Here is a 23,895-nt window from a genome sequence, read left to right on the forward strand (position 1 = left end):
CAGGGTTCTGGTTCAAAGTTTAAAGGCATTAACGCGCAGAGGCTGTCTGCTTAGCCGGCCAAGGCTTTACCGCCGTCGGCTTTGACTATGGCTACCGAAGAGCGTAGGAAGGCCCACTGCCTTCCCCCTACTGCCTACTGCCTTTTTTTCTGCCCTCTGCCCTTTGCCTTCTGCCCTTCTTCCCATTGCCTATTCCCTATTGCCCATTGCCTTCTCCTTAGCTATCCACTCAAACGCTTCATCCATCGTCATGGATTTATCTAAAGTAAATGCCCCGATTCGGGTACGGCAAAGGCTGCTGAGGTATGCGCCGCAGCCGGCGGCTTTACCTACGTCATTGGCCAGGCTGCGGATGTACGTTCCGGTTGAACAAACCACCCGAAAGTGTGCCACAGGCATTTCTATCTTTGTAAATTCAAATTCTTTTATGGTGATCCGGCGTGGGTCCAGCTCGATGGTTTGGCCTTTACGGGCCAGTTCATACACCCGTATACCATCTTTCTTTATGGCCGAGTGCATGGGGGGAACCTGCATAATTTCACCGGTGAATTGTGCGGCAATAGCCTGTAATTGCTCCGGGGTAACGGAATTATAATCTTTGAAATCCTGGGGTTCGCTTTCCAGGTCGTAGGTGGGGGTAACGGCGCCCAGGGTAAAAGTGCCGGTGTATTCTTTTTCCTGCGCCATGTATTCATTGATGCGCTTGGTGAACTTACCGGTACACAAAATAAGCATGCCGGTAGCCAAGGGATCGAGCGTACCGGCATGACCTACCTTTTTTATTTTTATCGTATTGCGGATCTTTCTAACAACGTCGAAGGAAGTCCATTCCAGGGGTTTATTGATCAATAAGACCTGTCCTTCTTCAAAAATGTTTTTGTGGTCGTTTTGCATGAGGGCGCAAAGGTAACCTGAAAATCCGAGTTGTCGAAGCACTGGTTTACCTGTATTATTCTGTATCGAAAATATGTTCCAGGAAAATGGTATCGTTATAATAAAAAATATGGTTTATTCCGTTGGTCATTACAGTATCGGCATCAACACTAAATACCCTATAAAAGGTGTCATGCTTAATTTTGTCATAAGTTTTCGTTATATCTTTTTCTGCGATAAAATAAAGAGTTACGTTGCCTTTATTTTTTAGCTTTTGATAGCGATAATGATTTTCAGACAGAAAATATGCACATGTACCAAATGCCGGAATATTTGAATCTATTGCAGATATCATTCTTCTTCCGTTTACTAAAGAAGTATCATACAATCTTGCATTCCCTTGTGAGGGTAAAGAATCAATAACGAAAACGTATTGATCAGTTTGGTTGTGTATGTAAATTATATTACCCTTTTGAGGAGGATCATAAACACATCCACCCATCAAGGCAAAAACACAGACAATTAAAATATTTTTCATTTTATTCGCTGTTATGGAAATTTACACCCTTCCTCTTCTAACAGGGATGAATTCCCCCGTAATATGATCTATTTTATGCACAACATCAATGTAATCATATGGCGGTAAGACCGACCTGGGTATAATAATAGTCTTGTCCCCTAAATCCACGATCGCTCTGGAACCTCCTTCCATGCCTATGCATTCAAAATAAAAATCATTATCGGTTTTCGTTAAGGGATACAAGCCGTACAAGCCGGAAACATACATTTTTTTGCCATCACAAACGGCATAAAATTTATTGAATTTGATCTCCTTCCCTACCATGCCATTTTCTTTTAACTCGTACACCAACGGCGCGATCACTCCATCTTTGTAATAAAAAGCCGCCTGCTGTGAAGGCCGGTTATTTTTAAAATCGTCAAAGGTGGCATATAACCCTTTTTGCGCCAGGTTGGTGTTGTACACCGGAAGGGCTTTCTTTTCCTCAACATCAAGTTCATCAATATAGCGCGCCGTAAGTTGGGTGGCTGCCTCGCTTTGTGCGGGATCATAGCTGGCCGCCTGTTGCACTAAACTGCCCCATACCTGTGGTACGGTATCCAGTAACCTTTTCGTTACGTCACCTAAAACCGCTTTTATAAGCACCCTGGTATTTACTGTCAATAGTTTCCTGTAACTGTTAGCCTGTCTTAAATAAAAAACAGCACTGAGCCTGAACACTCCGGTTCTTATTCCGGCTGCTGAATACTCCGACAACCCGAACTGGCGAATATTCACGCATAAGGTTCCCTCCTGTTTAGAGGCGCCGAGGATCAGTTTGGCTACGGCAGACGCCAATTCATCCTTCAATGGCTGGGTGTTTTTTAATTCCACCGGACTCTGAAGCGCGCCTCTATGAATAATTCCCAGCGTAGTATCGAGCCGGGTATCTACGATCCGCACATTTGAAAAAGCGGAGGAAGTAATGATTATATGCTGGGGCTCGAGCGAAATGACTTCTGACTTCTGGGCCTGTATCTTTTGGCAGGTGCATACAAAGGCCAGCAGGCAAATATGCTTTATAAGTTGTTTCATAAGGAAATTGGATGTTAAGGTAACTTGGAATTCGTACACGCAGCACGTTGCTGTATCAATCTTTGATCTTCCTTATGGGAATGAACTTGCCGGTTGAATGGTCCAGGATAAATTCAAAAATTGCGGTATCGTGGTTGGCGGCAGTTGCGCCACCCAAAACACCAAGCAAAGCGTAACCAACCGCAACCGACCCCATGTCGGCATCGTCTTTGCCAACGCCCGTAAAATAAAAATCACCCTCCTTTTTTGTCAATTCATATAAGTTGTTCGGACGAGAGAGAAACATTTTATCGCCATCACTGATCACATAATAATATTTACGTAGAATTTCCTTGCCCTTTTTGCCATCTTCGGTCATTTCATAGATAAAAGGCCGGCTAAAACCTTTCCTGAGTTGAATGATAACGTCTTCCCTGGTGGGGTGGTTGTTCATGAAATCTGCAGCGGTTGCATATAATCCTTTTTTGGCTGCCGGCACATTATACACCGGGATGACCATTTTTTCGATCTCGGTCAGGTGTTGGATTTCTACACCGGTATACTGATTTTTCAGTACACCCGTTGTAAAATTATAATTGGCAGCATCCCGTACCAACAGGCCTAATAAACTGGGCACTGTATCGAGTAACCTTTCAGTAACATCACCCAATCCTGCTTTTATTCTATAGGTGGTATCTATCGTAAACATTTCCTTGTAAAGGGAATCCTGCTTATAATAGAAACCGGCTTTAATAGTAAACAGCCCTTCTTCTGTAGCCGTTGTGTGCTCCGATATAAAGAACTTACGAAGGTTGATAAGCAGCGTACCCGCCACTTTTGTATCCGCCTCATCGACTAATTTGTTGGCGGCGGCGGCAATTTCATCTTTCAGCGATTGTGACAGGGTTAGTAAGCCTTTGCGATTGAACATCCCTCTTTGAATAGACCCGATGTGAACCGTATCATACCGGGAATCTATCACTTCTACTTTTGAAAAACCGGCATGTGCGATCTTTACATTTTTACACTGAAGAGAATAGTTTTCCGTTTTCTGGGCCTGCACCACATTCCAACAGTTGCATACAACCGCAAACAGGAATGCGTTTTGTAAAATACGTTTCATAAGGTTAAAGATGCGCTTGATTTAATTTTTTAAAATGGGTTTGTCTGATCCACCATTTAAAAAATCATATTGCCTGTCTGGCTTTCAACTCCAGGTATTTATTAACCGTATTGATAGTAAGGTGCTCCGGTGCGGTGAGAATGGTGAATATGCCGTGTTGCTGCAGCTCCTTTACGATCAGCCGTTTTTCATATACGAATTTCTCGGCGATGGTTTTGGTATACAGTGTTTCGATATCACTCGCCGGATCATCGGTCAACTGGCGCAATTCGGTATTTTCAAAAAACACCACCAGCACCAGGTGATTGCGGGCTATATGCCTGATGTAAGGCAACTGCCGCTGTAAACCCGATAACGACTCGAAATTGGTAAATAAAACTATCAGGCTGCGTTGTGAAATGCGGGTGCGGAGATGCGCATACAGCTTCTCATAATCGCTTTCGAGGAATTTGGTTTGCTGGTTGTACAGGGTCTCCAGAATATGTCCCATTTGCGAGGCCTTGCGGTCGGCGGGTAAAAAATGACCGATGTTCTCGGCAAAGGTCACCAGCCCGGCCCTGTCCTGTTTTATCAACGCTACTCTCGAAAGTATCAGGGTGGCATTGATGGCATAGTCCAGCAGCGTCATGCCTTCAAAAGGCATTTTCATAACACGCCCTTTGTCGATAATGCAATAGATCTGCTGGCTGCGTTCATCGGTATAGTTATTCACCATCAGCTGTCCACCCCTGCGGGCGGTCGCCTTCCAGTTTATACTGCGGATGTCATCACCGGTAACGTATTCCTTGATCTGTTCAAACTCAAGGCTATGGCCTATTTTACGGATCTTGCGGCTGCCGGCTTCGGCCAGGTTGTTGCTATAGGCCATTAGTTCAAACTGGCGCAAGGGCAAATACGAAGGCAATACTTTTACCTTTTGTTCGCCCTCATTCTTTATGCGGCGCACTACCAGTTGCAAAGGGCTTTTTACAAAAACATTGGTATCGTTAAAAATGTATTCGCCCCGTTCAACCGGACGCAGGTCATAAGCAATGTTTTTCGATTCATCGGTGTCGAGCTCAGCATCTACTGAAAAATCACGCTGCTGAAATTGCACCGGTATTTCATCAATAACTTTTATGCGAACCCGAAAATGGAATTTATTGGTGATAAGCAGTTTTACCTTATTGATATCGCCATTGCTGAACCGGTCGCTTACGATCCGTTGTATCAGCAATCCTTCCCGGCGCAGGAACAACAGGGAATAATCCAGCACTACCAGGGCTATCACAAACCAAAGGCAAACCCGCGCCACCGGAAACAGCAACGGCCAGTTATACGACAGTACAAACAATAATATAACCGTTACAAACGACCAGTAAAATCGCCGGCCGAAGAACAATGGAAGTATATATCTTTTATAAAGATTCATTTGTATAAAAATGGTGCATGGTGATATTCAGCAAAAGGGCAGAAGGCAGAAAGGGTTTCCTGTCATTCGAGGTTCACTTTGACAAGCGGCAGTCTGCAATTGGCAAAGAAGTCCCAAAATTCGGGCTTTCATCTCTGCCTTCTGCCCTCTGCCTTCTGCCCTTCCTTTACCTCGGTACCTCAACGCTTGTTATAATCTGATGAATAACATCATCCGTAGAAGCCCCTTCCATTTCCTTCTCCGGTGTTAATACAATGCGGTGGCGCAATACCGCCGGGATCACATAAATGATATCATCGGGTGTAACAAAATCGCGGCCCCGCATGGATGCCAGCGCTTTTGCCCCATTTAATATGCCAATCGATGCACGGGGGGAGGCACCCAGATAGATCGATTTATGATTACGGGTATTGGCTACAATGGTAGTTATAAAATTGATCAGCTTTTCTTCCACATGAATCGAACGCACCTGTTTGCGCAGTTCCTGCACCTGGGTAGCTGAAAGCACTGTAGATACCTGGCTGATCATTTCTTGCAGGTTCTGCTGGTGGTGTTGCAACACGATCCTGAACTCCTGCTCAGCCGTTGGGTACGACACATTTATTTTAAACAGAAAGCGGTCTAACTGTGCCTCAGGTAAGTGATAGGTACCTTCCTGTTCAATGGGGTTTTGCGTAGCTACTACCATAAACGGCACCGATAACTGGTACGAGTGGCCATCAACGGTTATCTGCCGCTCTTCCATTACTTCGAACAGTGCCGCCTGGGTTTTGGCCGGGGCGCGGTTGATCTCATCTATGAGCACGATATTGCTGAAGATGGGCCCTTTATTAAACTGGAAAGTAGAATCCTTGGGATTGAAAATAGTAGTGCCTATTACATCACTCGGCATCATATCGGGAGTGAACTGGATACGTGAAAAACCAACCGAAATGCTTTTGCTCAGCAATTTGGCCGTAAGGGTTTTGGCAACACCAGGCACCCCTTCAATAAGTACATGTCCGTCGGCTAAAATGGCAGCGAGCAATAGTTCCACCATTTGCTCCTGGCCAACGATCACCTTACCTATCTCCTGCTTTAAGGTTTGTACCGATTGCTGCAATGCGCTGAGGTCGGTACGAACATCGAAAAAGTTTTCCATGTATTATGCGTATTTATAAAAGTGGTCCAATTTACGGTTGAATTCAAGCAGGGCATCATCAGTTACATCATGCATCTTCTGCAGGGAATTCATAAAAAACAACATGTTCTTCAGGTTATTGATATTATACCCTGTTTTCCAGGCCAGCTTTTTTTCAAATTCCGGATCGTTCAGGGAAGAGCGAATGCCATACCGGCTGCGCACATGGTCCTGGAAATGCACCGTCATTTTCAGCGCCAGGTTTTTGTTATCGTGCCGTTGAAAATACAGGCGGCCTACCGTTTTCACAAAATCGACCGAAGCATTTTTCAGGGGCAGAATAACCGGGATGACACGTTGTTTGCGTTTGCTTTCAAACAGGTAAATGATCAGCATCAGTGCCAGTAATAACAGCAAAGCTGTCGACAGGCCCTTTTGCTTGAAAAGCCAGCTGCCTGCACCAAACAACCCATTTCCATCTTTATTGTCGCTGCCCGCTGTATGGTACCTGAAATAGTCATCCCATCGTACTATCGTACTGTTTTTAGGCAGGTACGACAACGCATTATCGTAATAGGTTTTATTATTCTTGTGTAATAAAAAGAAGTTGGTGAAGGCCATCGGTGCCAGGTGAATGTAAATAGAACCGCCTCCGTCATAGTCGAACTTTACAAAATTGGGCCGGCCAAACTTATCACGCCCCAGAATAGAAGTAATGTTGGAGTCAACCGACGCAAAATAATTATCCAGGGCCGTACCGGGATAGGTGAACGACAGGGAATCGTTTGTTTCCGGATTGTTGACGCTTACGGTCAGTGAATCGTCGGTATTGAACAAACTGGAGTAGAACGCCGTTTTCAAATGTAAACTATCAAGCAGGCTTTCGCTGATGGTAAAGGCTGAGATAAATACATGCTGCCCCTTGCCTACCAGGTTCAACAACGCATTGACCTCGCTTTCGTCGGGTAAAACCTGGTTGCTGATAATGATGTAATTGGTTTTATCATCAGCATACTGTACAGTATCGCTATCCTCCTCCTCCTTTTCCGTTTTATAGCTGTACGTTTTATACTGGTCGGGCGATTTTTTATTGATAACAACGCTGGCATCCGGGAATACATGGCGCAGGTTCTCATACGCGTAATATGTGCCGTAGGGGATTTTATCCGTACGCCACAACGTTACGTTTTTGTTCAGCCGTTTTGACCGGCCACAACCGGCTGCCACGACAACCAACGCCATCAGCAAGAGCAGAAATCGATATCGTATTATTGGTTTCAAGAGTTTGCTGCGTTGTAAAAGTGGCTAAAATTATTACTTACTATCTCAAACTGCTCCTGCGTCAATTTGAACTCCCCATACCATACATAATCGTATATGCGGGTTAAGAAACCAAAATCGTCGCCCAGTTTGTGTTTGCTCATTTGGATCACATACTCATAATTGGTAGCATCCACATGGTATTTGATCCATTGTTTTTCGTTCAGGATCTGCAGGGCCTTCAAATACATAAGGCGTATGGCCTGGCGGTGTTCACCGGTCTGCACGGCATTCCTGATCTTTTCATCCAGGTTGTCATTTTCAATATCCACGGCTTCACCGGCTCCGGCAGTTACTTTTGCTTTTCTGGAAGTATAGAACAGGAACAGTTTGTTCACTACCATAATGCGGTAAATGACAAACAGGAAAAAAATACCCAGTAATACATAGCTAACGATGCGGATTGCAACGCCGGAGAAAGTAGTATAGAAGAAATCCCAAATGCTTCTTTTATAGGCTCCGTTATCCTGTTCGCGTTTACGCTTGCGTTCCCTTTCCTGTTCAAGGTCCCAGTAGGCAGGATCATTGGCGTATTCGAAATCTTTTTCATTTTTTAAGCGACGAACTGTTGAATCGGGAACGGTGCGGTATTCAGGTGGCGGTGGCAGTATAGTGCCTGGTCTGGTATCGGTTTGTGCCTGTATCGATGGAGAACATACCAGCAGGGTAACCAGGCAGGCCATCAACCTGAGGTTTTTTACAGCTGGGATCAATAACCGGTATGATACAACAACATTCATTGACAGGGCAAATAATTTATTCAACAGCTTTTTCGGCTTTTGTTTTACGTTGTACCTGTATGGGATACCACACAAAATACCATATAATAAAAGTTAATGAGGCAACCAGGATCAAAACGCTCGACCAGCGGGGCATGGTATAATAGGAATAACGGGTTACAAACCCTTCCAGGAAGGCAGCTGTCAGCAAAATGGGCACCAGGGCGATCATTATCTTCAGCCCGTCTTTTGCCCCCTGCATCAGCGAATACAATCGTTTATGGGAACCAGGGAATAAAATGCTATTGCCTACTATTAAACCGGCTGCGCCCGACAGTATGATGGCAGAGATCTCCAGCGTACCATGGGTCCAGATCACCAGTACCGAAGACCAGCCCAGGTGTTTTGCAAAAAAATAATATTGAAACGCACCTACCATTACCCCATTCGTAAATAATTCCTTAACACTGCCCAGGCCCAGGAATAAACCCCATACGAAAACCCGGAACGAGACATAGATATTGTTCAGTGCAATGTAGGCGAACATATTAACGGCTTTTGTTTGCCGGTACACGCCAAAAGGATCACCTCTGGAAATGTTGTCTTCCGTCATTTCTACATACCCATCGCCCAGAATACCTCTGACAAAGGTTTCGTCATGGGCTGCCGAAAAAGCGGCCATTACTGCAAAACCGACGAATATGAGAAAGGCATACAATATTTCGCGATGGTGTTTACGGATTGTAAGCGGTAATTCCGTTTTGAAAAAACGGCCGATGCGGGAGGTGTCTTCCCGTTTGTTTCTGTAAATGCTCAGGTATATGCGGGAGGCCAGGTCGTTCAAATACTGGGTAACCTTGCTATGCGGGTAAAAAGTTTTGGAGTACCCAAGGTCATTCACCAGTTCTGTGAACTGTTGCGCCATTTCATCAGGATCGGTGGTTTTTTCATATTGATACTTCCGCCACTTATCGATATTTTTCTTTATAAATAGTCCTTCTCTCACTCAGACGTATTTTTATAGTTTCAAATCTACCTATTCAGGCCCAAATTAAATGGCACAAGTAAATATAATAGTAAAATTTTGAACGTTATAACGTTGGTAAACAGATAATTCTTGTTATGGTAGCCAGAATTACCGTGTCTCGGTTCAAAACCGTGGCACGGTGATTCTTGGAATTATCCCTGTATCCAGTAACTTGTAACCTGGAATATTGTTTAATATGCTGTTAGTAAAATTAGATACCGGCTTTAACATTGAAGTGGAATTTGCCCTCAGCCCGTTTCACCGGCGCTTTTTTGCCTGGCTCATAGATGTGACCATTCAGGGCACTTTCGTATATTTTGGCAATATGCTCATGAGCGCGCTGGTGAGTGCCGACTGGGACCATCAAACCTGGATGGTGGTACTGTTTATGCTGCCTTTTATCCTTTACCACCTGATCTCCGAGATCATAATGAACGGGCAAAGTGTTGGAAAAATGGCCATGCAAATAAAAGTAATGACCCTGCAGGGCGGCGAGCCTTCTGTAAGTCAGTACCTCATTCGCTGGTTATTCCGGATCATTGACTTCCCGATCTTTTTATTCCTGGGAACCATTTCCGGCTATTCCTCCTGGTGGTCGGTGTTTTTCATCTTTGCCGGTTTGATCTGCATCATTGCCACACCCAAATCGCAACGCCTGGGCGACCTGGTAGCGGGCACCATCCTGATCGATCTTAAAAAGCGTGCTTCCTGGCAGGATACCGTTTTTACCGAGGTGGAATCTACTTATCAGCCCCGCTATCCGCAGGTAATGCAGTTAAGCGACCGCGACATCAATACACTGAAGAATATTATTGAAACCGTAAAAAAGCGCAACGACTACGACCTGTCCCTCAAGATCGCCCATCGCATTCAGTCGAAACTTAAAATGACCAGCGATCAGGATTCTTTAGAGTTTCTGAAGACTTTGTTGAAAGATTACAATTATTATTCTGCTAACTAGCTTTGCTTTGGGGTGCCGGTTTCCGGTTACCGGTTACATAAGTCGCTGCTGCCCTATTTCACCAACGAAGCTACCGAAACCACTACAACCGTTCCCAGCAGGTAAAACGACAACACTACAATAGTGAGTATGCCTACAAACTTGAAACAGGATTTGAGGTTGCCAAATGCCGTATTCAGGTTTGTTTGATCGTTATTACGCAAAGCCATTTGCATTTTAGCGGAAAAATTAAACAGGTATAAACAGGGAAAGAAGTATAATAAAGCAATGATGATATATACTGCGGAAAAAGCATAGTTGCCCACGCCCAGGGCACTGCTGAATGAATCGCTGTTGCTGCTGATTCGGCCGATGGTAGCCATAATACTCCCGAAAAACAGGGCAAACAAGATCATAATACCACACACAACAAACCCCACAATCGATAAAAACTTTGCCCAGCGGGCCGTTTCACCCAGGTAGCTGATGCTTTGCTGATCCACCTGCAGTTCGAATAAATTCTCATTGGGTGTAGCAGCGGCTTGATTGTATGGCTCCATTTGTTGTGTTTTTGGTTAACGAATTTCTTTAGGTTAGTTATAACAAGATATGAAAATAAAAAGGGATTCTGAGCGGAGCCCAAAATCCCTGTATTGGAAAGTCAGTTGTGAGTTGTGAATAAGGTTCGCGAAAATTGTAGAAAATTGAAAATTAGCGAACCCAGTCACTACTCACTACTCACTACTCACTAATAGGCCTGTGCAAACAGTACCCGTTGTTTGGCGGGTTTGCCTGAGAAAACACAAACGCCTTCTTCCAGTGGGTTATCCAGCGGAATACAGCGGATGGTAGCTTTTGTTTTTTCTTTGATGGCGTTTTCTGTTTCAGAAGTTCCATCCCAGAAAGCAGAAATAAAACCGCCTTTATCATTCAGGGTGCTCAAAAATTCATCCCAGCTATTTACTGTAGTGATGTGCGAATTGCGGTATTCCAGGGCTTTGTTAAAAATAGCCTGTTGAATTTCAGTCAACAAAGCTGCGATCCGTTCTGGCAGTCCGTCCATGGAAACGCTTTGTTTTTCCTTGGTATCGCGACGGGCCAGTTCAACGGTATTGTTTTCCAGATCGCGTAAACCCAGGGCCACGCGAACGGGTACACCTTTCATTTCATATTCGGCAAACTTCCAACCGGGGCGGCTGTTGTCGTTATCGTCGTATTTTACCCGAACGCCCAGGGCTTTCAGTTGTTTTACCAGTTCCAGCACCTTTTCGTCGATCCTGGCCTTTTGTTCTTCCCCTTTGTAAATGGGAACGATCACCACCTGCAGCGGTGCGATTTTGGGTGGCAGGATCAATCCTTCATCGTCACTGTGTGCCATTACGAGGGCGCCGATCAGGCGGGTACTTACACCCCAGCTGGTAGCCCATACGTAATCGAGCTTATTCTCTTTATCAGAGAACTTCACATCAAACGCCTTGGCAAAATTCTGCCCCAGGAAGTGCGAAGTTCCGGCCTGCAGGGCTTTGCCATCCTGCATAAGGGCCTCGATACAATAGGTATCAACGGCGCCGGCAAAACGTTCGTTCTCGGTTTTTATCCCTTTTATTACCGGTAATGCCATCCAGTTCTCTACGAAATCGGCATACACGTTCAACATTTGAACGGTTTCATCTACGGCTTCCTTGGCGGTAGCGTGGGCGGTATGCCCCTCCTGCCATAAGAACTCGGCGGTGCGTAAGAACAGGCGGGTGCGCATTTCCCAGCGTACTACGTTGGCCCATTGGTTAATGAGCAGGGGAAGATCGCGATATGATTGGATCCAGTTTTTGTATGTATTCCAGATGATGGCCTCACTGGTGGGACGAACCACCAGCTCTTCTTCGAGTTTGGCTTCGGGATCAACCATCAGGGCGCCCTTTTTGGAAGGATCGGCCTTTAACCGGTAATGCGTTACTACCGCACACTCTTTGGCAAATCCTTCGGCGTTCTTTTCCTCCGCTTCGAACAGGCTTTTGGGAACGAACAACGGGAAATAGGCATTTACGTGGCCAGTATCCTTGAACATTTTATCAAGGGCATCGCGCATATTTTCCCACAGGGAAAACCCATAAGGTTTTATTACCATGCAGCCTCTTACAGCCGAATAATCGGCCAGGCCGCCTTTAATAACCAGGTCGTTATACCATTGCGAATAGTCTGTGCTTCGGCTGGTGATCTCTTTGCTCATGCTTTTAATTGTTTATATAGATCGGGTTTTTGCTTTTTAATTACAATTTAAGAACCTTCAAACGGCTCTTCTGCCCTCATTATCAAGCCTTTTATCGATAAACTTTAACAATCGGCCTGCTACAGTTTACTGGCTTTTTATTGTAACTTTATTTTTGAAAAAGTTCTACTGACTAAAACTTACTACCTAAAGTTTGGCCAGTAAGTCTGCAAAAGTAGCATTTACACTGTAAAACGCATAAAACCATTACTATGAGGTTTCGAAATATACTCCCTGTAATTCTGGCGATGATCGCCTTATCCAGCTGTTCGGTGTACCGCAGCGGACAAACGCCGGATGATGTGTATTTTTCACCGGCCCCTACTGCTGATGATTCCTACGTGACTGTCAACAACACTAAAAGAGGCAGCCGGTACGATAATTCCAATCCTGAAGACAATTACCTGAGCATGCGGCAGTATGGAAGCCGCTGGAACCAGTTCGATGATTATAACGACTGGCAATACAACGGCGGTTATTACGGCGGATACAGCCCGTACACTCCGTATTCATCCTTTGGACCATCCTTCTATGGTGGTTATGGGGGCTATGGCGGCGGCTTCTACGGTGGTTATGGAATAGGAATGCCTTATGCCATGGGTTTTTACAATCCCTGGGCAATAAACACCTACAACCCTTACTTTAACAGCTATTACTACTGGAACAGCTACTATAATCCCTATGCTGGCGGCATCATTGTGGGCGGCTCAAAAGGCAACCCCGTGGCCTATAAAGCAGTTCGTAATTTCAACATGAGCAGCTATACCAACAGGACTTATAGTACCCGCAATACCAGCAACAACAGACCCATTTATACAAACCCCAACGGACGGTATAATACCAGCAATAACAATGGTAATACATCGGGTGGACTGCGCAGGAGCAACGACAGCTATTACTCACCTGGCCAGCGTTCAACCCCCACTTATACGCCATCTTCAGCACCGGTGAGAACCTATTCACCTTCTTCTGGAGGTTCTTATGGCGGAAGCAGTGGCGGCGGTGGTGGTAGTAGCCCAAGCAGACCAAGCCGCGGTCATTAAGAAGGGCAGAAGGCAGAGGACAAAAGGCAGAGATAAAATGCCGAAGTTGCCCTTTCCCTGTCTACAATAACAGTATTAAAAAACAGTAATCCTTAAAAAATAGTTGATAGCAAAAGCTGTAGTGTATTTCTCTTACTACAGGTAATATTGCTTTTTCCAGGTGTAAGCGTGAAAACAGGTAGCTGGAGAATTTCTTTGCCCTCTGCCCTTCTCACGTTTGCCGTTTTTATTACAATAAAGAAACATGAAGTACACCCTTTCGATAGCTTTTCTTACACTGATTGGCGCCCGGGCCATGGCACAGTTACCCGAAGATGTAATACGAATGAGTTGGAACGTACCATCCGGTACAGCCCGCAGCCAGGCGATAGGCGGCGCTATAGGTGCACTGGGCGGAGACATAACCTCCACCTTCGTGAACCCTGCCGGTTTAGGCTTTTATAAAGTCAGCGAAATAGTACTTACGCCGGGTTTTACCCTGGCCCACAGTGAAGGCGACTATCGGGGTACAAGTACCCGCAGCAGCAATGCCAACCGGTTCAATATGAGCACCACAGGCTTTGTTTCAGCCAACAATACACCTGAGAACAAATGGGTAAGCAAGGCTTTCAGCATTGCCGTTAACCGCGCCGCCAATTTCAATAACAGTATTTACTATAAGGGAAATAACGATTACAGCTCTGGTTCGGAAGTATATGCCGATGAGTTTTCCAAATCTGGCGTTAGCATCGACGATGCCTATGCATCCCCTTACCTGTCGCTGCCTACTAAAATGGCTATTTATACCTACCTGATCGATACAGCTACTGTCGGCGGCGTTAAACAGGTGCTGGGCAGGCCCGAATACCTGAATTCAATCGATCAGCAGAACAGGATCACCACCAGAGGCGGTATTACCGAAATAGCACTCGGCTATGCAGGTAACCTGCAGGATAAATTCTACCTGGGCGGTAGCATTGGTATCCCCATTGTAAAGTACGAACGTCGTACAGAATACACGGAATCGGATCCCACCAACAATGAATCCAACAACTTTAAATACTACCGGTATGAAGAAATGCTTACCACTACCGGCGCTGGTATAAATGCCAAACTGGGTGCCATTTTTAAACCCATCCAGCAGCTAAGGCTCGGACTGGCCGTGCACACCCCTACCATTTACGGGTTAAAAGATAATGTGACAAGTAAAATGGTAACACACCATGAGAACCTGTTTGCCAATATTCCGGTTGACTCCGTTACTTCCGATTACTACGGGGCTTCACCCCTTTACAAATACGACTTTTCATCACCCTGGAAGTTCATGCTAAGCGGTGCCTATGTAATTAATGGAGTAGAAGATGTTACCCAGCAACGTGGTTTTATTACAGCTGATGTTGAATATGTAACCTATGGCTCCTCACGCTTTAGTGCGGCGGAAGAAAGTGATGATGATTCCTATTACAGCCAGGTGAACTCAACGGTTAAACAGCTGTACAAAAGCACCTTCAATTTCCGCTTTGGTATGGAGGTGAAATTCAATACCATTATGGGCCGTTTGGGTTTTGCTCATTATGGCAATCCATACGAAGACAATCCCGTTAAAGCCGGAAAATCGAATATCAGCGCAGGACTGGGTTATCGTGATAAAGGCATCTTCATCGATTTAACGTACGTACAAAGCATCACCACGGATGCTAATTTCCCTTACCGGTTACCACCCCCACAGCAAAACGTATACGCAGATGTAAAAAGCAACATCGGACAAATTTTGCTGACAATAGGTTTCAAGGTATTTTAAACCTGCGCCCGGTTACAGACAAATCTTCATTGGCCGAACATCGATAAAAAATTAGGTTCATCCCTGCTAAATGTGTTACATTAGCAGGGATAACCTTATCGTATAACCTAAATTTCATTGCCAATGAAACCGATCCTTCTTCTTTTGGCAGCTGATCTCACTCACTCAGCTGTGGCCACCCGGCTTCCTTTCTGATTGTACAGATTTCAACACTCCAGAATTTTAGGCGTCATTCAGTAAATACTGACCAGGGAAAATAGTGTATACACTTGAACGCATCACGTGCAGACAATCTATTAACTAAATAAACCGAATTCCATGACTCACAAACCTTATTTTACCACGCTTTTTATTTGTCTGTGCCTCGGCGCAATAGTGGTATCCTGCAAAAAGAATCAACATGATGTTGCTGCTGTCAATGACAACCCGCAGCAGTTTGAAAACAAAATAGCGTTTGCCAAATCACTGGCCAAAGCGCTCACCAAAAAAACGGTGCGGGAGCTTATAAAAGGGGAAGCCGTAAAACAAATAGATAAAGATTACGATGTACTTTATCAGATGGTGAAAGACAATCAGGTTGAACCCAATAAAACGCTCGCCGATTATTTATCAGGCGAAGCCGGTTCAACAACCTTCACTTCTATGGTTGATGATAAATTACCGTTGATAACCATCTTTGTTCCCCGGCTTAAAAACTTTTCAGCTGATGACTGGGATACAGACAATCAAATACCTATTGTAGGGGTAAGGAATGAAGAAGACATCAAGGCCGGAAAAAAGATGCTGGCCTTTGATGCCCAGGGAAACCAGTATGAAATGGCTTATAATTCAAAACCCGACCGGCCTATTGTTATAGTAAAAACCAATGAGCGCGTAGAGGTTCTTGATGGCCCTACTGCTACTACCAGAAGTGCAATTGCCAGTACTATCTTATATGAAAAGAAAGGCAAAGCTTTCTATTTCCGTTATCCCGATTTCGATGGCCGTAACGTGCCGCCATATCAACCTGCGAGCAAACAGGAAGCTACGGAAAACAGCCAGCCCAATGCCAGGGAAGCGGCCGTAGAATCGTATTGTTTCCGTACAACAGATTATGCCCGCTATGATTTCAGGGCCCAGTATGCATTTGAACATAACATTACCTGTGCGCGCGACTACATTTACTATGGTATCGATCCTGCCAATGGTGTTAACCAGGGGCCATTTAACAGCAACTATGCTGAATTTATTACTTCGGTAAGAATAAATGATATGGCCACGCGTGATCGTTTGGTAGACGATATGACAGACGGTAATATGGAATTTGATTTAACCTTTTTCTTTATTCAGGATAAAACCGGCGTTAATTCTTTAAAGAAAGGCTTTAGCCTTGTCACAGATGAATTATTTATTACCGATGCCCAGAACCCTGCACCCAATCCGAAGGCGTATACCTTGTCGGCTCCGGTTGAAATTATACCCTTTGACATGCAGAAGTACGGGGACACATGGAAAATAGCCGTTTATGAATATGATCCAGGTACCACATCAAGTTATACGTCTACCATGACCAGCACCTATGGCGGAAACTTTACCGTGTCGGGTACCATACAAAAAGTAGGATTGAGTTTTGGCGGCAGCGCTACTGAAACACACACCCAAACCGTCACTACAACGGTTACGGGCACATCAGATGATCTGCTGGATGCGCTTCACACTTATTGTGACCCCATCCTGATCGAGAAAGGTGCGTCTTCTGCATTCCCCTGCGGATGGAGTACCGGAGGCAGACCTCCCCGTGGTGGCTGGGGCAGAAACTATGAAGTTTCAACCGGTAAAGTGTCATTTAGTATTGAAACCCGGGCACGGTTTTAAATGAAGTAGGAAGTATGAAGTAGGAAATCCGAAATACAAGCATCTAAATAGAAATGCCCGCCGGTTAAAACGGCGGGCATTCTTATGCGCTTTTGCCTTTCAACTTTAACCTTTGCCTTTCTCCCATTGCCCATTGCCTATTGTCCATTGCCTTTCACCTCTGCCCTCTGCCTTCTGCCCCATCAATGGTATCGATTATTTCGCTTACTGCATTGGGAGAGAACCACTGTATGGCTGCATCTTTTTTAAACCAGGTCATCTGCCGTTTGGCGTAATGGCGGGTATTGGTTTTTATTTGTTCAATGGCTTGTTGTAGCGTAATATTTCCATCGAGGTATTCATACAGTTCGGTGTACCCTACCGTTTGCAGGGCGTTCAAATGTTTATAGGGCAATAGTTGCTGCGCTTCCTGCAGCAATCCCTGCTCCATCATTTTATCTACCCGGGTATTGATGCGTGTATGCAGCTCCGGCCTGGGCAGTTCAAGGCCCAGTTTGATTATATTAAAAGGACGATTAATTTTCTTTTGTTGTTGAAAGCTGCGTATTGACTGACCGGTTGCCTGTTTTACTTCCAGTGCCCGCATCAATCGTTGCGGGTTTAGAATTTCTCCCGAGGCATAATACAAGGGGTCCTGCTCCTTTACCTGTTGTTGCAGCCAGGCCAGTCCGTATTGCTGGTATTGTTCCTGTATGGCGGTGCGTATTTCAGGCGATAAAGGCGGCATATCATCGAGCCCTTCGCAGAACGCTTTTATATACAAACCAGTGCCCCCGGTAACAACCGCAACGTTTTGCTGTTGAAACAGGGTATCGATCGTTTGTAAAGCGTATTGCTCAAATACAGCTGCATTCACGGTGTCGTGAATAGAATGGGTGCCGATAAAATAATGGTGAACCTGTTGTAGTTCTTCGGAGCTGGGTTTGGCAACGCCAATAGCCATTTCTTTAAAACATTGCCGGGAGTCGGCTGAAATGATCTCGGTATTAAAATGACGGGCTACTTCAATAGCGGCAGCCGTTTTGCCCACTGCGGTGGGCCCGGCTATAATAACGCAAGTTTTATTATTCATGTTATTTGTCTGAGCTTGTAGAGAACCCAAAACAAAACGTTCAAATACAAATATGAAAATGAAATACAGCTTTTGTGAGTGCTTCCTTCTCTGCCTTCTGCCTTCTGCCTTCTGCCCTCTGCCCTCTGCCTTTCTCTTTATGCTTCGTCGTCCTGGCCTTCTTCAGCTTCTTCGCCCTCACTAAGGTCTTCGTCATCGTCGCCGTCACCACCTTCGGTGCCAAAGCCTTCCGTACCGGCTTTTAGATCGTATTTTTCTTCCATTTCGGTGAGCTTGTCACCGGCAATACCTTTAGTGCCATATTGCGATGGAGCGATCCCTTCTGATTTAACCATAGCGGGATAATCGATCTTACTGCTTTCTTCTTTAGATACGCTTATCAACTCAACCAGGAATGACCAGTTCTTTACAAAATCGTACACATAAATAAATTTCTGGTTGGGATCTTTGATCTCCGTACCAATAGCGGTGTTTTCCATTAACAATGGTGCCACTTTATAAGGCTTATCGTATTGGGCCAGACTGATCTCGCGTCCGCGTTGCCAGTTATCATTACTACGGTAAAATGTAGCCTGATGTTTGTTATCAAACTCGTAGGCTTTCAGTATTACCTGATGAAGCTGCAAAAAAGTTTGTGTGTGCTTGATGGCAACATCGCGGTAGATACTGTCATCTTCTTCAAAATATATTCTGAATTTTAAAACAGCCATACTTGAAATTTCAGGTTACGTGTTTCTGATTTTTATTTGGAACTTATTGCTGATTAACTGAGCCTGTTTGATATCTAATTCTCTATAATCGTGCCAGCTGTGCCTTTGCCTCGGGTCAAAAATAAGACAATTCCCCAACTATCAAAGTATGCAATTTAAGGCTCCTTCCTGACAATTTGCAACCCCATTTCTGTTGCTTTTTTCATCATAAAATCGTATGCAGCGTCGTAGGAGTTATCAATTTCACCATCCAGAATAGCTTCACGGATGCAGTTTTTTAGGTCACCCACTATTTTACAGGGTGAAAGGCCAAATATATCCATAATTATTTCACCGGTGATGGGTGGTTGCCAGTTACGTATGCGATCTTTTTCCTCTACCTCTTTCAACCGCTGGCGTACCAGCTCAAAATTCTCCAGGTAGCGGATCACTTTTTGTTTGTTCTTTGAGGTAATGTCGGCCTCACACAACAACATCAGCGCATCGATATCATCACCTGCATCGAACAACAATCTGCGTATGGCAGAATCGGTGATATTTTCTTTGGTTAAACTTATTGGCCGCAAATGCAGTTCAACCAGCTTGCGTACAAAACGCATTTTTTCATTCTGCGGCAGCTTTAATTTGGTAAACAGGCGGGGCACCATTCTGCCGCCCACCACTTCATGCCCATGGAATGTCCACCCATGGCCTTTTTCAAATTTCTTGGTGGCAGGTTTGGCAATGTCGTGCAGTAAAGCAGCCCAACGCAACCACAGGTCATTGGTGTGCTTTGATATATTATCCACTACCTGTAAGGTATGGTAAAAATTGTCTTTATGCCCCAGGCCATCGATGTACTCGGCACCGGCCAGATCAACCAGCTGCGGAAAGATGATATGCAGTAAACCGCATTGGTACAACAGATCGAGCCCTACAGAAGGTTTGGCGCTTAACAGGATCTTGTTCAGTTCCTCTGTAATGCGTTCCTGCGAAATGATCCGTATGCGATCGGCCTGGTCTTTGATGCTTTGAAAGGTCTCAGGGGCAATGGTAAAATTCAATTGAGCGGCGAACCGAACAGCCCGCATCATACGCAAAGGGTCATCACTGAATGTTTGTCCGGGATCGAGCGGTGTTTGAATGATCTTGCGCTCCAGGTCAAGCACGCCATTGAATGGATCGATGAGTTTGCCATAATCAGCCGTGTTCAGGGAAATGGCCATGGCATTGATGGTAAAATCCCTTCTGTCCTGATCATCTTTCAACGTACCGGGCACCACTTCGGGGTTACGGCTGTGATAGCGGTAACTCTCTTTTCGGGCACCTACAAATTCTATTTCAAGTGCAGAGGCCTCCCCCCGTCCCTCCCGATCCATCGGGAGGGTGTTTTGATCTTCGCTATTATTTTCTTCCTCTTCATTAATCAAATGCTCATGGTCTACTTTTCCTTCATGCATTTCATAAAAATGCTTCAGCTTTATCTGGGCCGTGCCAAAATTCTTGAAGAAAGAAACCGATGGTTTGGGCTGGAACCGTTCTGCTACCTTATGCGCCAGCTGAATGCCATCACCCACACAAACAATATCGGCATCCTTGGTGGGGCGGCCCAACAATTTGTCGCGTACAAAACCACCAATTACATAGGTAGGCATGCCCAGCTCTTCGGCAGCATGGGCGATCTTTTTAAAAACAAACAGTTCCTTATCGTTGCACTTTATATCCATCAAACAGCAAATGTATAAATTATAAACTATTCAATAGTTGCTCATTGGTTATCCCGTAGGCACATTTGAAATGCCCCAGCGGGCAGGTGGGCCGGCCATGCAGCCCACACGGGCGGCACGACAATGGTTCCTGTACCTCTACAATAAAACGTTTATCTGATAATGGTCCAAACCCAAACGAAGGCAGGGTGGAACAATATACGGCCGTAACCGGCGCATTGACCGATGACGCAAAATGCATGGGCGCCGAATCGTTTACATAATTCATGTCTGCTTCTTTCATCAGCGCGGCAGACTGTAAAAAACTCAACTGGCCACACAGGTTTACCACATTGGCTGCAATGCCTGCTGCGGTACGGATTTCTTCACCCAGCGCTGTATCACCGGGTGCCCCTAATAAATAGATGGTATAATTCGCCGGTACTTCCTTTGCAAACCCAATCCATTTATCTTTTGGGAATTGTTTGGTGAACCATACCGATGCGGGTGAAATGGTGATATAAGGCCGCTTAATGTATGGCTGCACTTTGGCTGTATCCTGTGAAGAGGGATACAGATGCGGGTTTACCACTTCCCCATTGGTAAATTCCCTGATCAATTCATTATTGCGGTCAACTTCGTGAATGGGATGGTTCACGTCGCTGATAACATGTTTTATTTTTTTATCGAACAGCCAGCTTAACGGGTTTTTATCGAACCCGATCTTTTCTTTGGCGCCCGAAAAAGCAGTCAGTATACCGGTAGCGGCAAAGCGCTGAACATTTATTACTTTATCATAGCGGCGTTTACGGATCAGCTGTAACAGCTTCCATAAATTTTTCAGCTTGCCGCTTTTTTTATCCCAGATCAGCACTTCGTGCAGGTAGGGATGGTTTTGCAGCAGGCCTTCATTGCCTTTTCTTACCAGGAAATCAATTTGGGCTTCGGGGAAAAAACGGTGTAGTTTTTCCACTATGCCGGTTGCCAGTACCACGTCACCAATAAAGGCGGTTTGTATTACGAGAAATTTCATTCAATTAGTTTGTTGATCGTGGCTGTCACTCTCTGATAACAGTTACACTACCGTCTTTATTCCATTTTATAATAGAAGAGGCCGCATGCTGGGTAGTTTCCTTTTGGCGGTGTTGCACAATGTAATCCACGCCCTGCCAGATGGCCGGTGAAATATCGCTGAAAATCGCTGGCGAGGGATCGCCTGAGATATTGGCGGAAGTGGATACAATGGGTTTTCGCAGCCGTTTGATCAGGTGTTTGCAAAAAGTATCTTTTACAATGCGGATAGCCACGGTTCCGTCGGCATTGATCACATTATCGGCCAGCCCGATGGCACCCTCATAAATGACGGTAGTGGGTTTTTTAACCTTGGCCAGGTAATCGAAAACCTGCAGGTCAATATGCGCCACATACTGCATCAGCTCCTTTTCATCGGCCAGCAAAATGATCATACTTTTGGCCTCGGGGCGCTGTTTCAGGTTAAAAATGCGGTTAACAGCCGTTGCATTGGTGGCATCGCACCCAATGCCCCAGATGGTATCGGTGGGGTAAAGGATCAATCCCCCACCCTGCAATACTTTTAGGCAATGATCAACGTCGTGTGAAAAATCCATGCTGCAAATGTAACGTCAAAATGGCAAATAGTTTAAAGGTGGAAAATCATAGCTTTACGCTCTTTTTTATCATAATATGCATAATAATATCCGTCATTGATCATAAAAAGCGCTTCTCCCAGGGGCGGCATCCTCAGGTCCTTTGAAAAATGTTCAATTTTTTTATTGGGGGTAGTTGGCGGCTCGCCCTTTACGTGTTCACCCGAATTGGCATCAACCAGCATAGAAAAATAATTGGTACTGGGAACTTCTTTTTTTGAAGGTACCAGTGCACCTCATCGAATTTATACCGTATGGTAGAAAATTCACGTTCATTGGTAAAGTCATACAGGATCAGCTCGGTGGTTTTGGGGCTAATGGTCAGATATAAAAAATGACCGCCACAGTTTACAGTACTTACAATGTTTTCATCTGTAAATTTAACAGGTATATCATTTTCGGTCACTTTCCCCGATGCGCTGTCCAGTTGCCACGCATGTACCCAGGTTACCTCGGGGATTTGATGGTAGAGGTACATTTTTCCTTCTTTAATAAATCCGCCCAACAACAGCTCCTGGTATTTGCGTTCAATTGTGAATTGCTTTACCAGCTGCAGATTGCTGTTTATCCAGTTCACCCGGATGCTGTCCTCATTCGCCACCAGCAAACCGCATTGTTGCTTCGCATTATCTGAAACGGTTTGCAGTTCAATAGCATTGCCTTTCCAGCCTATGGCCTGTTCAAGCTGCTTTTCCTGGCCGAATAACCGGGGGGTAATTAAACAAAGAATGATAAAAAATAGGGTCCGCATGATTGTAGAAAGTAAAAAAGTCCCCAAAATAGAAAAACCGCGGCAATGCACCAATACCTTGAAATTTATCAGTTTATTACCTTTAACTGAATTTTAAACCTTATGTCTTGTGCCCTGTTTGACTTATGTTTGCAAAAATTTTAAGAAATGCAAGACCTGATACTCGAAGCCTGGGGCAACCGCGAGTTATTAAAAGAAAATAAATATACCGATGCGGTAAAAGCTGTAATTGAAGAAGTTGATAAGGGCCGTTTGCGTGTGGCTTCGCCCACAGATGGCAAATGGGTGGTGAATGAGTGGGTAAAACAGGCTATCCTCATGTATTTCGGCATCCAGCCCATGCAAACATGGACTATGGAGCCATTTGAGTTCTATGACAAAATGCTGCTGAAGAAAAATTATAAAGAGCTGGGCGTACGCGCTGTTCCCCATGCGGTAGCACGTTATGGCGCCTATGTGGCCAAAAACGTGGTACTGATGCCTTCTTATGTAAATATCGGCGCCTATGTAGACGAAGGCACCATGGTTGATACCTGGGCTACTGTAGGCAGTTGTGCCCAGATTGGCAAAGGTGTTCACCTGAGCGGTGGCGTAGGTATTGGCGGCGTACTTGAACCTTTACAGGCAACCCCTGTTATTGTGGAGGATGGTTGTTTCATTGGCAGCCGTTGTATTGTGGTAGAAGGCGTAGTGGTTGAAAAAGAGGCGGTACTGGGCGCCAACGTGGTATTAACACAAAGTACCAAGATCATCGACGTAAGCGGCGACACCCCTGTTGAGTACAAAGGACGGGTACCGGCACGCAGTGTGGTTATTCCCGGCACTTATGCAAAAAAATTCCCTGCAGGCGAATACCATGTAAGTTGCGCACTCATCATTGGTCAGCGTAAACCAAGCACTGATCTGAAAACAAGTTTGAATGATGCGCTGAGAGATTTTAATGTATCTGTTTAAGATTTAA

22 protein-coding genes are annotated in these 23,895 nt (G+C 45.0%); 5 read left to right on the forward strand and 17 right to left on the reverse strand.

The features are described 5' to 3' along the window. Positions 1–189: 189 nt before the first annotated feature. From truB to BMX95_RS20230, 9 genes are all read right to left on the reverse strand, one after another. Positions 190–894, reverse strand: coding sequence for a tRNA pseudouridine(55) synthase TruB (gene truB / locus BMX95_RS20190; protein WP_081203861.1), 705 nt, complete (start codon positions 892–894; stop codon positions 190–192). Positions 895–949: 55 nt separating this feature from the next. After that, positions 950–1,411 (reverse strand): hypothetical protein, encoded by a 462-nt coding sequence (locus tag BMX95_RS20195; protein WP_081203860.1) that lies wholly within the window; start codon positions 1,409–1,411, stop codon positions 950–952. 21 nt (positions 1,412–1,432) lie between these two features. Then, positions 1,433–2,467 (reverse strand): hypothetical protein, encoded by a 1,035-nt coding sequence (locus BMX95_RS20200; RefSeq protein ID WP_081203859.1) that lies wholly within the window; start codon positions 2,465–2,467, stop codon positions 1,433–1,435. 55 nt (positions 2,468–2,522) lie between these two features. Beyond that, positions 2,523–3,569: a hypothetical protein gene (locus BMX95_RS20205; RefSeq protein WP_081203858.1), complete on the reverse strand. Its 1,047-nt coding sequence runs from the start codon at positions 3,567–3,569 to the stop codon at positions 2,523–2,525. 64 nt (positions 3,570–3,633) lie between these two features. Next, complete coding sequence (locus BMX95_RS20210) at positions 3,634–4,980, reverse strand: DUF58 domain-containing protein (RefSeq protein WP_081203857.1); 1,347 nt, start codon at positions 4,978–4,980, stop codon at positions 3,634–3,636. A 166-nt stretch (positions 4,981–5,146) separates the two neighbouring features. Further along, positions 5,147–6,121, reverse strand: coding sequence for an AAA family ATPase (locus BMX95_RS20215; RefSeq protein ID WP_081203856.1), 975 nt, complete (start codon positions 6,119–6,121; stop codon positions 5,147–5,149). A 3-nt stretch (positions 6,122–6,124) separates the two neighbouring features. Further along, positions 6,125–7,381: a DUF4350 domain-containing protein gene (locus tag BMX95_RS20220; protein WP_133054060.1), complete on the reverse strand. Its 1,257-nt coding sequence runs from the start codon at positions 7,379–7,381 to the stop codon at positions 6,125–6,127. Then, positions 7,378–8,160, reverse strand: coding sequence for a DUF4129 domain-containing protein (locus tag BMX95_RS20225; RefSeq protein WP_133054059.1), 783 nt, complete (start codon positions 8,158–8,160; stop codon positions 7,378–7,380). Before BMX95_RS20225 ends, BMX95_RS20220 begins: the two co-directional genes overlap by 4 nt. A 16-nt stretch (positions 8,161–8,176) precedes the next feature. Further along, complete coding sequence (locus BMX95_RS20230) at positions 8,177–9,145, reverse strand: stage II sporulation protein M (RefSeq protein WP_081203853.1); 969 nt, start codon at positions 9,143–9,145, stop codon at positions 8,177–8,179. Positions 9,146–9,362: 217 nt separating this feature from the next. Here BMX95_RS20230 and BMX95_RS20235 point away from each other — a divergent pair, with 217 nt between their 5' ends. Then, positions 9,363–10,127 carry an RDD family protein gene (locus tag BMX95_RS20235; protein WP_081203852.1) on the forward strand — a complete coding sequence of 255 codons (765 nt, stop codon included), beginning with the start codon at positions 9,363–9,365 and terminating at the stop codon, positions 10,125–10,127. Positions 10,128–10,180: 53 nt separating this feature from the next. Here BMX95_RS20235 and BMX95_RS20240 read toward each other — a convergent pair whose 3' ends face one another. Continuing rightward, positions 10,181–10,666, reverse strand: a complete 486-nt coding sequence (locus BMX95_RS20240) for a DUF5362 family protein (protein ID WP_081203851.1) — start codon at positions 10,664–10,666, stop codon at positions 10,181–10,183. A gap of 188 nt (positions 10,667–10,854) precedes the next feature. Next, entirely contained in the window at positions 10,855–12,333 is a 1,479-nt protein-coding gene (gene proS, locus BMX95_RS20245; protein WP_081203850.1) for a proline--tRNA ligase, read from the reverse strand. 251 nt (positions 12,334–12,584) lie between these two features. Between proS and BMX95_RS20250 the strand changes: the two genes are divergently transcribed. The 3 genes from BMX95_RS20250 to BMX95_RS20260 all read left to right on the forward strand — a co-directional run bounded on the left by BMX95_RS20250 (position 12,585) and on the right by BMX95_RS20260 (position 17,049). After that, positions 12,585–13,415 carry a hypothetical protein gene (locus BMX95_RS20250; protein ID WP_081203849.1) on the forward strand — a complete coding sequence of 277 codons (831 nt, stop codon included), beginning with the start codon at positions 12,585–12,587 and terminating at the stop codon, positions 13,413–13,415. Between the two features lie 244 nt (positions 13,416–13,659). Further along, a complete protein-coding gene (locus tag BMX95_RS20255; protein WP_081203848.1) occupies positions 13,660–15,195 on the forward strand; it encodes an OmpP1/FadL family transporter in 1,536 nt (511 codons plus the stop codon). Between the two features lie 318 nt (positions 15,196–15,513). Next, positions 15,514–17,049 carry a hypothetical protein gene (locus BMX95_RS20260; protein ID WP_081203847.1) on the forward strand — a complete coding sequence of 512 codons (1,536 nt, stop codon included), beginning with the start codon at positions 15,514–15,516 and terminating at the stop codon, positions 17,047–17,049. A gap of 154 nt (positions 17,050–17,203) precedes the next feature. Here BMX95_RS20260 and miaA read toward each other — a convergent pair whose 3' ends face one another. The 6 genes from miaA to BMX95_RS20295 form a co-directional block, all read right to left on the reverse strand. Continuing rightward, positions 17,204–18,121, reverse strand: a complete 918-nt coding sequence (gene miaA, locus BMX95_RS20265) for a tRNA (adenosine(37)-N6)-dimethylallyltransferase MiaA (protein WP_081203846.1) — start codon at positions 18,119–18,121, stop codon at positions 17,204–17,206. Positions 18,122–18,258: 137 nt separating this feature from the next. After that, a complete protein-coding gene (locus BMX95_RS20270) occupies positions 18,259–18,831 on the reverse strand; it encodes an IS1096 element passenger TnpR family protein (protein WP_081203845.1) in 573 nt (190 codons plus the stop codon). Positions 18,832–18,986: 155 nt separating this feature from the next. Further along, positions 18,987–20,537 carry a CCA tRNA nucleotidyltransferase gene (locus BMX95_RS20275; protein ID WP_081203844.1) on the reverse strand — a complete coding sequence of 517 codons (1,551 nt, stop codon included), beginning with the start codon at positions 20,535–20,537 and terminating at the stop codon, positions 18,987–18,989. A 19-nt stretch (positions 20,538–20,556) separates the two neighbouring features. Next, positions 20,557–21,549, reverse strand: a complete 993-nt coding sequence (locus BMX95_RS20280) for a glycosyltransferase family 9 protein (protein ID WP_081203843.1) — start codon at positions 21,547–21,549, stop codon at positions 20,557–20,559. Positions 21,550–21,574: 25 nt separating this feature from the next. Next, a complete protein-coding gene (locus BMX95_RS20285) occupies positions 21,575–22,144 on the reverse strand; it encodes an L-threonylcarbamoyladenylate synthase (RefSeq protein ID WP_081203842.1) in 570 nt (189 codons plus the stop codon). A 190-nt stretch (positions 22,145–22,334) separates the two neighbouring features. Continuing rightward, the gene (locus BMX95_RS20295; protein WP_081203841.1) at positions 22,335–22,934 is read right to left on the reverse strand and encodes a hypothetical protein; all 600 of its coding nucleotides are present in this window, start codon (positions 22,932–22,934) and stop codon (positions 22,335–22,337) included. A 147-nt stretch (positions 22,935–23,081) separates the two neighbouring features. On the opposite strand from BMX95_RS20295, the gene BMX95_RS20300 reads away from it, so the two are divergent. Next, complete coding sequence (locus tag BMX95_RS20300) at positions 23,082–23,888, forward strand: 2,3,4,5-tetrahydropyridine-2,6-dicarboxylate N-succinyltransferase (protein WP_081203840.1); 807 nt, start codon at positions 23,082–23,084, stop codon at positions 23,886–23,888. The last annotated feature ends 7 nt before the right edge of the window (positions 23,889–23,895 follow it).

The sequence above is a fragment of the Niastella yeongjuensis genome, from assembly GCF_900110245.1.
Classification (GTDB): domain Bacteria; phylum Bacteroidota; class Bacteroidia; order Chitinophagales; family Chitinophagaceae; genus Niastella; species Niastella yeongjuensis.

Bases quoted from the DNA above. Each gene is read 5' to 3' on its own strand.
- truB (WP_081203861.1), bottom strand. From the start codon at position 894: ATGCAAAACGACCACAAAAACATTTTTGAAGAAGGACAGGTCTTATTG.
- BMX95_RS20195 (WP_081203860.1), bottom strand. From the start codon at position 1,411: ATGAAAAATATTTTAATTGTCTGTGTTTTTGCCTTGATGGGTGGATGT.
- BMX95_RS20200 (WP_081203859.1), bottom strand. From the start codon at position 2,467: ATGAAACAACTTATAAAGCATATTTGCCTGCTGGCCTTTGTATGCACC.
- BMX95_RS20205 (WP_081203858.1), bottom strand. From the start codon at position 3,569: ATGAAACGTATTTTACAAAACGCATTCCTGTTTGCGGTTGTATGCAAC.
- BMX95_RS20210 (WP_081203857.1), bottom strand. From the start codon at position 4,980: ATGAATCTTTATAAAAGATATATACTTCCATTGTTCTTCGGCCGGCGA.
- BMX95_RS20215 (WP_081203856.1), bottom strand. From the start codon at position 6,121: ATGGAAAACTTTTTCGATGTTCGTACCGACCTCAGCGCATTGCAGCAA.
- BMX95_RS20225 (WP_133054059.1), bottom strand. From the start codon at position 8,160: ATGAATGTTGTTGTATCATACCGGTTATTGATCCCAGCTGTAAAAAAC.
- BMX95_RS20235 (WP_081203852.1), top strand. From the start codon at position 9,363: ATGCTGTTAGTAAAATTAGATACCGGCTTTAACATTGAAGTGGAATTT.
- BMX95_RS20240 (WP_081203851.1), bottom strand. From the start codon at position 10,666: ATGGAGCCATACAATCAAGCCGCTGCTACACCCAATGAGAATTTATTC.
- proS (WP_081203850.1), bottom strand. From the start codon at position 12,333: ATGAGCAAAGAGATCACCAGCCGAAGCACAGACTATTCGCAATGGTAT.
- BMX95_RS20250 (WP_081203849.1), top strand. From the start codon at position 12,585: ATGAGGTTTCGAAATATACTCCCTGTAATTCTGGCGATGATCGCCTTA.
- BMX95_RS20255 (WP_081203848.1), top strand. From the start codon at position 13,660: ATGAAGTACACCCTTTCGATAGCTTTTCTTACACTGATTGGCGCCCGG.
- BMX95_RS20260 (WP_081203847.1), top strand. From the start codon at position 15,514: ATGACTCACAAACCTTATTTTACCACGCTTTTTATTTGTCTGTGCCTC.
- miaA (WP_081203846.1), bottom strand. From the start codon at position 18,121: ATGAATAATAAAACTTGCGTTATTATAGCCGGGCCCACCGCAGTGGGC.
- BMX95_RS20270 (WP_081203845.1), bottom strand. From the start codon at position 18,831: ATGGCTGTTTTAAAATTCAGAATATATTTTGAAGAAGATGACAGTATC.
- BMX95_RS20275 (WP_081203844.1), bottom strand. From the start codon at position 20,537: ATGGATATAAAGTGCAACGATAAGGAACTGTTTGTTTTTAAAAAGATC.
- BMX95_RS20280 (WP_081203843.1), bottom strand. From the start codon at position 21,549: ATGAAATTTCTCGTAATACAAACCGCCTTTATTGGTGACGTGGTACTG.
- BMX95_RS20285 (WP_081203842.1), bottom strand. From the start codon at position 22,144: ATGGATTTTTCACACGACGTTGATCATTGCCTAAAAGTATTGCAGGGT.
- BMX95_RS20295 (WP_081203841.1), bottom strand. From the start codon at position 22,934: ATGCGGACCCTATTTTTTATCATTCTTTGTTTAATTACCCCCCGGTTA.
- BMX95_RS20300 (WP_081203840.1), top strand. From the start codon at position 23,082: ATGCAAGACCTGATACTCGAAGCCTGGGGCAACCGCGAGTTATTAAAA.